Source organism: Aquitalea denitrificans, assembly GCF_009856625.1.
Lineage (GTDB): Bacteria > Pseudomonadota > Gammaproteobacteria > Burkholderiales > Chromobacteriaceae > Aquitalea > Aquitalea denitrificans.
Window position 1 is genome coordinate 2,489,790 of sequence record NZ_CP047241.1, and the last position, 12,543, is coordinate 2,502,332.

Consider the following 12,543-nt stretch of genomic DNA (forward strand, 5'->3'; position numbering starts at 1 on the left):
CTCAGCATTCTTCCGGCCAGTACAGGCGCATGGGGTTGGTGACCAGCAGTTGTTGCTGCAACTCCGGCGTCGGCGCGATATGGGGGATGAAATCCACCAGCAGGCCATCGTCGGGCATATGGTCTTTCAGATTGGGGTGCGGCCAGTCGGTGCCCCACAGCACGCGGTCGGGGAAGGTTTCCACCAGCTTGCGGGCAAAGGGAATCACGTCGTGGTAGGCATGGCGTTCGCCATCCAGCGCCTTGGGGCCAGTCACACTCAGGCGTTCCGGGCAGCTGACCTTGGACCAGATATTGTCATGTTCGCGCATCAGTTTCACGAACAATTCAAACTGCGGCCCATCCACCGGCAGGCTGACATCTGGTCGGCCCATGTGGTCCACCACCACGGTGGTGGGCAGGTTGGTGAAGAAGTCCCACAGTTCCGGCAGGTCCTGTGCTTCAAAATACACCACAATATGCCAGCCCAGCTTGGCGATACGGCTGGCAATTTCCATCAACTCGTCCTTGGGGGTGAAATCCACCAGACGTTTGACGAAATTGAAACGCACGCCGCGCACACCGGCATCGTGCAGGCTTTGCAGCTCTTCATCGCTCACTGCACGCTTGACGGTGGCCACGCCACGCGCCTTGCCATTGCTGGCGCGGCAGGCATCCACCATGGCACGGTTGTCGGCACCATGGCAGGTGGCCTGCACCACCACGTTGCGGGCAAAGCCCAGATGGTCGCGCAGGGCAAACAGGTCTGCCTTGCTGGCGTCACACGGGGTGTATTTACGTTCCGGTGCATAGGGAAACTCCGCCCCCGGTCCGAAGACGTGACAGTGGGCATCCACTGCACCAGCCGGCAGGGTGAAGGCCGGTTTGGCCGGGCCGTCAAACCAGTCCAGCCAGCCTGCGGTTTTGCTGAAGTCGCCACTTACGGGTTTGCTCATGCTGTCGTCCTCAGTCGATATAACGCAGACCGGCCTTGGCCAGCGGCTCGCGCATTGCATACATGTCCAGGCCCAGCACGCCGGAAGCCAGCTTGGCGCGTTTTTCGCCCTCGAACGATTCGCGCTTTTGCGCCGCCGCCAGCGTTTCCACTGCACGGGCGGCCGGTACGCACACCACGCCGTCGTCGTCCGCCACAATCACATCGCCCGGATGTACCAGCATGCCGGCGCACACCACCGGGATATTCACCGAGCCCAGCGTGGCCTTGATGGTGCCTTTGCTGCTGATGGCGCGGCTCCAGACCGGGAAGTCCATTTCCTGCAGGGTTTTGACGTCGCGCACGCCGGCGTCGATGATCAGCGCCCGCGCGCCGCGTGCCTGGAAGCTGGTGGCCAGCAGGTCGCCAAAGTAGCCGTCGGTGCATTCCGAGGTGACGCCTGCCACCACGATGTCGCCCGGCTGAATCTGTTCTGCCGCCACGTGCAGCATCCAGTTGTCGCCCGGTTGCAGCAGCACGGTGACCGCGGTGCCGGATACCTGCTTGCCGGCAAAGATGGGGCGCATATAGGGCTTGAGCAGGCCAACGCGGCCCATGGCTTCGTGCACGGTGGCCGAGCCGAGGGCTGCCAGCGCATCGGCGGCGGCGCGGTCGGCGCGGGTGATGTTGCGGTATACCACTCCGAGTTCGTACATGGTGTTGTCTTCCTTAATCTGTTTTATCTGCCAGGTGAACAAAAGCCCTGGGTGTCAGCGGGGCTTTTGCCAGCCTTACCGGCCGCGGGCTTTCAGGGCCGCATCCAGTCGCGGATACACGCGTCGGGCATTGCCTTCAAAGATTTGCTGCCGCTCGGCATCGCTCAGTGCTGCCGCTTCGATGTAGCGCTTGGTGTCGTCGTAGTAGTGGCCGGTTTCCGGGTCGATGCCGCGTACCGCGCCAATCATTTCGCTGGCAAACAGCACGTTGTCCACCGGGATAACCTTGGTCAGCAGGTCGATGCCCGGCTGGTGGTAGACGCAGGTGTCAAAGAAGATGTTGTTGAGCAGGTGGTCCTTGAGCAGCGGCTTTTTCATTTCCTGCGCCAGCCCGCGGAAGCGGCCCCAGTGGTAGGGCACGGCGCCGCCGCCGTGCGGAATGACAAAGCGCAGCGTGGGGAAATCGCTAAACAGGTCCGAAGTCAGGCATTGCATGAAGGCGGTGGTATCCGCGTTCAGGTAGTGCGCGCCGGTGGTGTGGAAGGCACAGTTACAGCTGGTGGACACGTGCACCATGGCCGGAATGTCGTACTCCACCATTTTTTCGTAGATGGGGTACCAGTGGCGGTCGGACAGCGGCGGGCTGGTCCAGTGGCCGCCGGACGGGTCCGGGTTGAGGTTGATGCCGACAAAGCCGTAGTCCTTGATGCAGCGCTCCAGCTCCGGGATGGAGGTGGCCGGATCGACACCGGGCGACTGCGGCAGCATGGCCGCACCGATGAAGTGCTCGGGGAACAGCTGGCTGACGCGGTAGCACAGTTCGTTGCAGATGGCCGCCCAGGTGGACGAGGTGTTGAAGTCACCGATGTGGTGGGCCATGAAGCTGGCGCGCGGGCTGAAGATGGTGAGGTCGGAGCCGCGCTGCTTCATCAGCCGCAACTGGTTGCTTTCGATGGTGTCGCGCAGCTCGTCGTCGGAGATCTTCAGCTCGGAGGGCTTGGGGCCCAGTTCGGGCGTGGAGAGGTTGTCGATCTGGCGTTTGCGCCAGTCTTCCAGCGCCTTGGGGGCGGTGGTGTAGTGACCGTGAATGTCGATGATCATGCTTGCTGTCCTTTCCAGATGGCGGAGGGAATCATGACCTCTCCGCGCATGATGAGCCGTGCAGTGCGCAGCAGCGCTGCGCGGATGACGTGTTGCGGGTTTTCCGGGTCCAGCTCCAGGTCCACGGAGAATTCGCCGGTCGGGTGTTCCACCGACACCAGATGCTGGTGGCCGGCCTGCATCTGCGCGATGCCGTCGGTGACCGAGCCTTCCAGCACGCAGGCTGTGCCGACCGTCACTGCCGCCAGCACGCCGATGGCGTCGTGGCAGACGTGCGGAATGAAACAACGGGTGCTGATGCTGCCGCCGTCGCGCGGCGGGGCAATCAGGCACATCTTGGGATAGGTTTTGTTGCTGACATCGCCCAGGCCCATCAGGTGGCCGCATTGCAGGCGCAACGCTTCCAGCCGGGTTTTCAGTTCGGTGTCGGCATTCAGCTCGGCCACGCTTTCGTAACCGCTGCGGCCCAGATCGGCAGCGCGCAGCATCACCAGCGGCATGCCATTGTCGATACAGGTGATTTCCAGCGCGCCCACGCCGTCCAGCTGCACCACATCCTTCACCTTGCCGGTGGGCAGCAGGCCGGAACACACCGAACCGGCGGTATCCAGAAAGTTGATGGTGATGGGCGAGGCGCTGCCAGGCACGCCGTCGATACGGGCTTCGCCGTCGTAGCGCATCTGGCCGCCCGGCGTTTGTACCGTCACGTCGCACTGCATGCCGGTATTGAGGGTGAGCACGCGGAAGGTGCTGGTTTCGCCCTGCGCCGTTACCAGTCCGCGCTCCAGCGCAAAGGGAACCACCGCCGCCAGCATATTGCCGCAGTTGGGGGTGGTATCCACCGTGTCCTTGTCCGGCTGCAGCTGGGCAAACAGGAAGTCCAGATCCACACCGGGCTGACTGCCGCGGGAGATGATGCCGACCTTGCTGGTCAGCGGGTGTGCTCCACCCAGACCGTCAATCTGGCGGCGGTCGGGAGAGCCCATGACAGCGAGCAGCACACGGTCGCGCAATGCCTGATCCTGCGGCAGGTCGTCTGCCAGGAAGAAGGGCCCGCGTGAGGTACCGCCACGCATGAACAGAGTCGGGATAGAGGTTTGCATGCGAGGATTGTGTTCCCGCGCATTGCATAAAAAAAGAGCGCTATCGCTCTAGCAGATATAGCAGTTTGCTATACATCGAGCACAGCAATGGTAATGGCCCGACTGGCGGGCCAGCTATGAAAAAACAGCGTAAATCAGGACTTGAAGTACAGCGAACCCAGCGAGGCTTCACCCAGCTCGCGCGCGGCATCCTGCAACAGGCTGCCCAGCTCCGGCAGGCGCTCGGCCGGAATGCGGCTGGTGGGGCCGGCCAGTGTTACCACGCCCACCACCTTCTGGTTGAGCGGGTTGATGATGGGCGCAGCCAGCGAGGTCATGCCCGGTTCGTAACTGTCCACCGCCACCGCATGGCCACGCTTGCGGGTGGCATGCAGCACCTCCAGAAAGGCGGCAATGGTGCGCGGGGCATTGGGGCCGTAGTCGTAACCATTGCCAAAGCCCTGCCGGGCGACAATCTGCAAGGCCTGTTCATCGTCCAGCCTGGATAGCCAGGCCGGGCCGCTGGCGGTACAGAACAGCGGCGGGTTGCTGCCCATGTCCGGGTCGTAGCGCAGGCCGGAGCGTGCGCCCTGCGCCTTGGCCACAAAGGTGATCAACTCGTTTTCGATGATGCCCAACCGCGCCAGCTCGCCGGAACTGCGCGCCAGGTTTTCCAGAATCGGCTGCGACACATCGGCCACGCCGCTGGTGGACAGATAGATCAGCCCCAGCGAAACCAGCTTGAGCGAAAGCTGGTATTCGCCCTTCTCCGCATGCTGGCGCACATAGCCCTGCTCGATCAGCATGGCCAGCAGCCGGTGCGCACCACTGCGCGGCATGTTGAGGGTGTCGGCAATGACATGCAGCGGCAGTTGCCCGCCATTACGGGCCAGCAATTCCAGGATTGCCAGCGAACGCTCCATACTGCCTGCCATGTCGTTTCTCCTTGCTGAGTGGTTCCGGATTTGAACACAGTTCAATTTGACCAGCAAGCCGCCCTGCCTGCGCCTTGCCCGTCCCGGAAGCGGTCACACCTGGAAACGGGCAACCGACTGGTGCAAGGCTGCGGTCAGTTGCTCCAGCCGGGCCACATGCTCGCATGCCTGTGCCACCGCGTGGCTGGACTCCTCCATGCGGCCGGATATCTGCTCGATATTCTGCGCCACGCTATTGCTGGCCTGGCTTTGCTCGGTGGTGGCAGTGGCAATGCTGCGCACCTTGTCCAGCGCCTGGGCCGAGGCGGTGTTGATCTGCTGCAAGGCTTCCCCGGCCTGCGCTGCCATGTCCACCCCCATCGCCACCTGCGGGGCCATGGCCTGCATGCCTTGCACCACGGCAGCGGTATCGGCATGCACCGCCTGCACCGTGCTGGCAATCTGCGCGGTGGCGGTGCTGGTGCGCTCGGCCAGCTTGCGCACCTCGTCCGCCACTACGGCAAAGCCGCGGCCCTGCTCGCCGGCACGGGCGGCCTCGATGGCGGCATTAAGCGCCAGCAGATTAGTCTGGTCGGCAATATCACGGATGACGCTGGCGATATCACCAATCTGGTCAGTACGCTGCTCCAGCGAGCCGATCAGGCGCGAGGCGTCACTCACCTGCCCGGCTGCCCGGCTGATCTCCGCACCGGCATGCAGCACCAGGGTGGAACCACGCTCTGCCAGCTCTGCCGCACGGGTAGAGTTGGCCTCGGTGTCGCGCGCGCCCTGGGAAATGTGATCAACACTGACCGCCAATTGTTCGATCACCGCCGCGCTGGAGGAGATCGCTGCCGAGGTCAGGCGCGAGGCATCATTGATCTGCGCCATCTGCCCGGCCAGATTATGCGACAGCTGGCCGACCTGGCGGGCGTTATCCTGGATACCGCAAATCAGCGTGCGCAGATTGTCCTGCATCACCGCAATGGAAGCCATCAGGCTACCCGCCGGGGCAGTCGCATCCAGCCGCCGGTTCAACTTGCCGGCAGCAATTTCGCTGGCCAGCTGCGCGGCCTGTTCCGGCTCGCCACCCAAGGCACGGTAGATTTTTCGTGCCATCCACACCGCTACCGCGCCAATGGCGGCAAACAGCAGCAGGCCAGTTGCCATATACCGCAGCGCCACCTGCCAAAAAGCCGCCTGGATGTCATCGGTCCAGGCACCGAAGCCGATAATCCAGTCCCAGCCATCGATACGGGTTACGCCGTTGATCTTCAGCACCTCGTCGCTACCGCCAGGCTTTACCACCATCAACTCGACAAAGCCGATATTCTGCGTGGCCAGCACATCCAGATAGCGGTTGAAGTCATGGCGGCCATCCGGCAGCGGCTTGCCAAAATCCACCTGCCCCACACCCTTGTCACCCGGCAGCACCAGACCCAGCGCGCCGGTGGTGCGCGCCCACAGATACAGGCTTTTCTCGTAGCGCATGCTGTGCAGGGCATCGATGGCACGGCGCTGCGCCTCAGCACGGCTCAGCTGCCCGGCTTGCTCCAGTTGCTGGAAATACCTTACCTGCTGCCCTGCCAGCGTCAGCACGGTGCGAATGGATTCATGACGCTGCTCTAGCATGGCAGCGCGCAAGGACGCCAGCCCCATGACAGCCAGCAGCAGACCGCCCAGCGCCGCCAGCCCCACAATCAGCCCCAGACGTGTTGATAGTTTCATGTTCTGTCTCCTCGTGTTTTATATGCAGTGCCGGACAGGCTGTGCCATCATCAGCCCTTGTCACACCCGCTCAGCCGGCCAGCGCCTGGCGCGCACCATTCTGGTGAATTCGGAGCGGAGAAAGAAGCCATTGCCAGCCATAACAGTTATAACAACTTGCTATGTCTGACAGCCATGTGGAGACAAGCAGGTGTTTAAGATCAAGGCGGTGATTTTTGATTGCGATGGTACGCTGGTGGATAGCGAAAGCCTGTCGGCACGGCTGCTGGGCCGCATCCTGCAGCAGCATGGCCATGCGCTGGATGAAGAGATCATCCTGCATTATTTCCGGGGCCGGCCCTATGCGCGCTTTCTGGACGACATCAGCCAGCACTTTCCGCAACTGGACCGTGAACGGTTCAGCCAGCAGTTTCGCCAGCAAAGCCTGCAGCTGCTGGGCAGCCAGTTGCAGATCATGCCCGGCGCGCATGATCTGCTGGCGGCGCTACAGCTACCGCGCTGCATTGCCTCCAACGGCCCGCGCGAAAAAATTGAAACCAGCCTGCACAGCACCGGGCTGAAACCCTATTTTGGCGAAGCCATCATCAGTGCCTACGAAGTAAATGCCTGGAAGCCGGACCCGGCGCTGATTCACCACGCCCTGCAACTGCTGCGGGTAGATGCCGCCGATTGCCTGCTGGTGGAGGACAGCGCCTCCGGCATTGCCGCTGGCCTCGCCGCAGGGGTAGCCGTGGCCGGCGTACACCTGCACGAGGACACCGCCGCCCAGTTTGCCGGGCAAATCAGCATCTTCCCCGGCCTGCAACAGCTGGCGGCAGCCTTAGGGCTTTCCCTCCCCCACCGGCAATAGCCAAAAAAAAGCGGAGGAGCCAGGCTCCTCCGCACAGTACTGACTGAGTCAGTTTCGGATTGCTACAGAGAAAAACTTACTACGCAGCGGTGGCAGCCACGGCGGCGCGCAGGCCCAGGAGATAGCTTTCTGTGCCAAAGCCACAGATCTGCCCTTTGGCAATTTCGGCAAATACCGACTGGTGGCGGAATGGTTCACGGGCGTGGATGTTGGACATGTGGATTTCCACGATGGGCACGGTCAGGATGGCCAGCGCATCGCGAATGCCATAGCTGTAATGCGTCCAGGCACCGGCATTGATCAGCACCGCGTCCACGCCATCGGCATAGGCCTGATGGATGCGCTCGCACATTTCGCCTTCGTGATTGGTCTGGAAGCTTTCCACTTCCACATCCAGCTCGCGGCCCAGCGCCTGCAGGCGCGCGTCGATCTCGGCCAGTGTCACCGTGCCGTACTGCTTCGGGTCGCGCTTGCCGAACATATTGTGGTTGATGCCATGCAGCATCAGCATTTTCTTCATGATGCCAACCCTCAGTAATTCAGTGTGGCCACAGCACGCAGCTCTTCCGGCGTGGTGCTGCCAAAACCGAAGAATTCCAGATAGGCCGGAATCATTTCAAACAACATGTCGGTGCCCAGCTGTATCGGGCAGCCCTTGGCCTGTGCCGCCGCCAGCAGCGGGGTGATTTCCTTTTTCATCACTACTTCGCCAACAAAGGTGTCCGGGCTGACACGGTCCATGTCAAACGGCAGCGGGTCGTCGTCCTTCATGCCCAGCGGGGTGGCGTTGACGATCAGCTCGAAACCCGCCGGGTCATTGCTGCCCACCGATACCTTCAACTGCGGATAATGCTGACGCAAGCGCCCTGCCAGTGCTTCCGAGGACGCGGTATTGCTGTCGAACAAGGCCATTTCGGCCACACCGGCAGCCGCCAGCGAGGCGGCAATGGCACACCCCACCCCGCCATTGCCGGACACCAGCACCTTGCGCCCTTTCAGCGCAAAACCCTTGCGCTCCACGCCGCGCACAAAGCCGGCACCGTCAAACTGGTCGCCCAGCAGCGTGCCATCCGGGCGAACCAGAATGGCATTGCAGGCACCGGCAATGGCGGCGGTGGGAGTGATTTCGTCCATCAGGCCCAGTGTAGTGACCTTGTGCGGCATGGTGACCAGTGCGCCACGCAGATTGGTGAACTTGCGGATGCTGGCGACCGCCGCCACATAATCTTCCGGCTTGACTCCAATGGGCATCACCACCGCATCGATGCCCTTGCTATCAAACCAGGGGTTGTAAATCATCGGAGCCTTGAAGCTCTCGGTGGGATAACCCAGATGGGCAATCAGCGTTGTCTTGCCACTAATCACGCATGTCTCCAATCGTTTTGCTATCGTGATGCGCTTGCATCCGGCGGGATCAAACCGTCCCGTCACATGGCTGCATCATGGGCTGTTTGGCCGGGGCATCCAACAGCAAAATCGCTCTAGCTGATATATCAATATTGATATCTCGGTACAGCAACCCTGCACTCCAGGCATAACATGATGACTGCTTCCATTTCACTGCATACCGCAAGGTACCGCGCGCAGCCGTGGCTGGCCGCCGTTAGCAGCAATTCAATAGCGCAATATTTTTAGCAACAGTTGTGCAGCGCCTTATGGTTAAACCACTTTGCCATCATCACTCTTAATGCTTAATAAATATTTTTTAAAAAAATAATATATATATTAAACATTTATCGTAATTAAGATTTATCTAATTTTTTATCCAATCGCGCTTGCTGGCTTAAGCAAGAAATGCAACCATGAGTGGCTTGATCAACAAAGAAATGAGGCTGGCATGAAGCTGACCATTGCACAAAGACTAAGCTGCACCCTGCTGGTTTGCCTGATCGCCATCCTGACCGTTGCCGGCTTTGCCTATCGCAACATGCGCACGGCACAGGAACAGGTGGAATACATCGACAACAATGTGCTGCCCAGCATTCAGCTACTGTACGAATCCACCATTTACGGCGAACGCCTGCGTATCAACATCCGTGACTACATGCTGGCAGGTGATGCCAGTGAGCGAACCGCCGCCGGCGAGCGCCTGCAAAGCAATGCCAGCAAGGTGGAAGAAGGCCTGAACAACTATGCCGCCCACTTTATTTCAGATGAACAGGACAAGCAGCTACTGGCCACAGACAAATCCCTGCTGAAGCTCTACCTGAACAAGACCCGGGATATCCAGGCCATGGCCGATGCCAGCAATATGGAGGGCATGCGCAAGGAAATTTCCCAAACCGGCGAATTCCGCAATCTGGCCATGAAGTTTACCGAGGCGATGGAAAACCACGTTGCCTACAACAACAAGACAGCCAAGCAGCTGACCGAAGATGGTCAGCGCAATTACCATCAGGCGCTCAACCTGTTTGTCACCGTCATCGTATTGGCCATCCTGGTGGCTGGTGGCCTTGGCTTCATGCTGGTACGTGAAATCCGCCAGCGCATGCAGGCTTTCCGCGATGGCCTGCGTCATGTGGCACGCGAACTGGATTTCACCCAGCGCATCAAGATCCACCGCCAGGATGAACTGGGCAACACGGCAGAAGCCTTCAACAAGCTGCTGGATACCCTGCAGAGCAGCCTGCAGTCGGTAAAACAGGGCGCACTGACCATTGCCGGCGTGTCCACCGAACTGGCCTCTACCGCCACACAGGTTGCCACGGCAGCCCAGCACCAGAGCAGTGCCTCGTCCAATATGGCCGCCACCGTCGAAGAAATGACAGTCAGCGTCAACCACGTGGCAGACCGCGCCAGCGAAGCCAATACCGCTTCGGTAAACTCCGGCGAGCTGGCAGAACAAGGCAAGGCCACCATCAGCAAAGCGGCCAGCGACATCCAGTACATTTCCCGTACCGTGGATACAGCGGCAACACAACTGCGCGGGCTGGAAGAAAAGAGCCAGCAGGTGTCCCGCGTAGTGCAGGTAATCCGTGACGTGGCCGATCAGACCAATCTGCTGGCACTCAATGCAGCCATCGAGGCGGCGCGTGCTGGCGAACAGGGCCGCGGCTTTGCCGTAGTGGCAGACGAAGTGCGCAAGCTGGCCGAGCGCACGGCGCAGTCCACCCAGGAAATTTCCTCCACCATCACGGCCATTCTGGAAAGCGCCGAAGTGGCCGTCAAAGCCATGGGGCAGGTAGAAGAAAACGTGGCCGATGGGGTAAGGGGCGCAGCAGAAGCCAATGCATCCATTATCGCCATTGGCAGCGGCAGCCAGCGGGCGGTGGCGCTGGTGGATGAAATCACCAATGCCATCAAGGAGCAAAGCGTAGCAACCACCAGCATTGCCCAGCAGGTGGAAGGCATTGCGCAGATGGCGGAAGAAAGCAGCGCGGCGGCAGGCAATACGGCCAATTCGGCCCAGCAACTGGATAGCTTGTCACGCCAGTTGCAGAGCATTGTCGATGCCTACAAAATCTGACACAGCGTCTTGCATGCAAAATGCCGGCACCAGGTGCCGGCATTTTTTTTAGCTGTCAGGCTGCCTCAGCCGTGCTCAGGCCGTGACTTGCAGCAAGGACTGGCCCAGCCAGGCATTGCCTTCCACTCCGGGCAGGGCAAAGAAATAGCCGCCGCCAAAGGGCTTGATGTATTCCTCCAGCGGTTCGCCATCCAGCCGCTTCTGGGTAGCGATGAAGCCGGTTTGCAGATTGGACTGGAAGCAGATGAATACCAGCCCCATATCCAGTTGGCCGGATTTGGTCAGGCCCAGCGAATAGCTGTAGCTGCGGCGCAGCAGCCGGGCATCGTGGCGGCCATGCAGGCGTGGCTCGGCGCGGCGCATGTGGGAATCCAGCGGCACCTGCCGGCCATGCGGGTCTGCCGCAAAAGCCGGGTCGTCGAATTCGTGCTGCTGGCCCAGCGGCGCACCACTACCCTTGTCGCGGCCGAAAATGCCCTGCTGCTCGCCCAGCGGTGTCCGGTCCCACTGCTCCAGCGTGAAGCGGATCAGGCGAATGGCAATATAGCTGCCGCCCTTGGCCCAGCCTGGTTCCTTGTCCTTGCCATCCACCCACACCAGCGCATTCATCTGGGCGGCATCGGCGGTTTCGGGATTGCCGGTACCGTCCTTGAAGCCGAACAGGTTGATTGGAGTGCTGCTGTTGCGTACCGCACCGGCTGGCAGGAAGCCGTCCATTTTCCAGCGCGCCGCCAGCTTGTCCGGGCAATGCTTGATAATGTCGCGCACCGCATGAATCACCGTCTCGCGCGAATTGGCGCAGCATTGCAGTAGCAAGTCGCCATCACACCAGGCGGCATCCAGCGCATCATTAGGGAAAGCCTGCATCTGGCCCAGATGCCGTGGCCGCTGTGACTGCAGGCCAAAACGCCCGTCAAACAGCGTAGCGCCCACCGCCACGGTGATGGTGAGCCGGTCCGGGGCAACGGTATCGCCCAGCAGGCCGGAATCCGGCGGCGGCAGCTTGGGCGGGCTAACGGCAGCCGGGCCGCCACGGGTGAGAAAGGCAATGCGCTCGGTCAGCAACTGCAAGGTCTGTTGCAGGCCCTGGCGGTCTTTGGCCAGTACATCGAAGGCAATGAAAATGGCTTCTTGCGGCGCAGCCGTGGTAATGCCAGCCTGATGCGCGCCGCGATACGGCACCACTTCGCTTGCCGGATCAGCCGGGCTGGCCAGTTTGCCAAACCAGGCCCCGGCTCCCAGCCCGCCAGCCAGTAGACCGCCGCCAAACAAACCGGCACCACGCAGCAGGTTGCGGCGCTGGGGACTGACTATGGTGGAGGAGTTGGCAATGGCGGGCTTGTCTTGTTCTGTCATGACGTAAGGTCTGTCTGTGTGGTGCTGCCGTGCAGCGTGTTCATTCAACAATCAGTACACCGTGCGGATTGCTCAGCAGGCCGCAGGTCATTTCGTATTTGCCGGGTTCCAGTTTTGCGGTCAGCTTCTGGCTGAAGCCGGGGGCGATGTTCTCGCGCTCCTCCACCACGTACACGCCCTTGAGGATTTCCCATTCCACGGCGCGGGCGCTGTTGTTCTTGATCAGAAACTGGGTTTTGCCGCGCTTGACGGTCAGCTGCATCGGCTCGCAGGCCTCATCCGTCACCCCGACATTGACAACAGGGATGGCCGGGGCCGCACTGGCAGGGCTGGCGGTGGCAGGAGCCGGGCCTTGCTTGCTGCAGGCAGCCAGCAAACCAAGCAGCAGGCACAGGGGTAATGCTTTGATCATGAAGGT

Annotated in this window: 12 protein-coding genes; 2 read left to right on the plus strand and 10 right to left on the minus strand. The window is 61.1% G+C overall.

Annotated features, from left to right (window positions below):
- Position 1: 1 nt before the first annotated feature.
- The 6 genes from GSR16_RS11245 to GSR16_RS11270 form a co-directional block, all read right to left on the minus strand.
- Positions 2–934, minus strand: coding sequence for an amidohydrolase family protein (locus GSR16_RS11245; protein WP_159877410.1), 933 nt, complete (start codon positions 932–934; stop codon positions 2–4).
- A gap of 10 nt (positions 935–944) precedes the next feature.
- Complete coding sequence (ligK, locus tag GSR16_RS11250) at positions 945–1,628, minus strand: 4-carboxy-4-hydroxy-2-oxoadipate aldolase/oxaloacetate decarboxylase (protein WP_159877412.1); 684 nt, start codon at positions 1,626–1,628, stop codon at positions 945–947.
- A 75-nt stretch (positions 1,629–1,703) separates the two neighbouring features.
- Positions 1,704–2,729 (minus strand): amidohydrolase family protein, encoded by a 1,026-nt coding sequence (locus GSR16_RS11255; RefSeq protein WP_159877286.1) that lies wholly within the window; start codon positions 2,727–2,729, stop codon positions 1,704–1,706.
- Positions 2,726–3,832, minus strand: coding sequence for a 4-oxalomesaconate tautomerase (locus tag GSR16_RS11260; RefSeq protein ID WP_159877414.1), 1,107 nt, complete (start codon positions 3,830–3,832; stop codon positions 2,726–2,728). Before GSR16_RS11260 ends, GSR16_RS11255 begins: the two co-directional genes overlap by 4 nt.
- Before the next feature lie 134 nt (positions 3,833–3,966).
- Complete coding sequence (locus GSR16_RS11265) at positions 3,967–4,746, minus strand: IclR family transcriptional regulator (protein WP_159877416.1); 780 nt, start codon at positions 4,744–4,746, stop codon at positions 3,967–3,969.
- Positions 4,747–4,839: 93 nt separating this feature from the next.
- Positions 4,840–6,453 carry a methyl-accepting chemotaxis protein gene (locus GSR16_RS11270; protein WP_159877418.1) on the minus strand — a complete coding sequence of 538 codons (1,614 nt, stop codon included), beginning with the start codon at positions 6,451–6,453 and terminating at the stop codon, positions 4,840–4,842.
- Between the two features lie 190 nt (positions 6,454–6,643).
- On the opposite strand from GSR16_RS11270, the gene GSR16_RS11275 reads away from it, so the two are divergent.
- The gene (locus tag GSR16_RS11275) at positions 6,644–7,303 is read left to right on the plus strand and encodes an HAD family hydrolase (RefSeq protein WP_159877420.1); all 660 of its coding nucleotides are present in this window, start codon (positions 6,644–6,646) and stop codon (positions 7,301–7,303) included.
- Positions 7,304–7,382: 79 nt separating this feature from the next.
- Here the strand turns inward: GSR16_RS11275 and aroQ are convergent, their stop codons facing one another.
- Together aroQ and GSR16_RS11285 are read right to left on the minus strand one after the other, a co-directional pair.
- Entirely contained in the window at positions 7,383–7,823 is a 441-nt protein-coding gene (aroQ, locus tag GSR16_RS11280) for a type II 3-dehydroquinate dehydratase (RefSeq protein WP_159877422.1), read from the minus strand.
- 11 nt (positions 7,824–7,834) lie between these two features.
- Positions 7,835–8,668, minus strand: coding sequence for a shikimate dehydrogenase family protein (locus GSR16_RS11285; RefSeq protein ID WP_159877424.1), 834 nt, complete (start codon positions 8,666–8,668; stop codon positions 7,835–7,837).
- Between the two features lie 472 nt (positions 8,669–9,140).
- Here GSR16_RS11285 and GSR16_RS11290 point away from each other — a divergent pair, with 472 nt between their 5' ends.
- Positions 9,141–10,769: a methyl-accepting chemotaxis protein gene (locus GSR16_RS11290; RefSeq protein ID WP_159877426.1), complete on the plus strand. Its 1,629-nt coding sequence runs from the start codon at positions 9,141–9,143 to the stop codon at positions 10,767–10,769.
- A 75-nt stretch (positions 10,770–10,844) separates the two neighbouring features.
- Here the strand turns inward: GSR16_RS11290 and efeB are convergent, their stop codons facing one another.
- Together efeB and GSR16_RS11300 are read right to left on the minus strand one after the other, a co-directional pair.
- Positions 10,845–12,125 (minus strand): iron uptake transporter deferrochelatase/peroxidase subunit, encoded by a 1,281-nt coding sequence (efeB, locus tag GSR16_RS11295; protein WP_159877428.1) that lies wholly within the window; start codon positions 12,123–12,125, stop codon positions 10,845–10,847.
- A gap of 40 nt (positions 12,126–12,165) precedes the next feature.
- Positions 12,166–12,537: a cupredoxin domain-containing protein gene (locus GSR16_RS11300; RefSeq protein WP_159877430.1), complete on the minus strand. Its 372-nt coding sequence runs from the start codon at positions 12,535–12,537 to the stop codon at positions 12,166–12,168.
- Positions 12,538–12,543 lie beyond the last annotated feature (6 nt).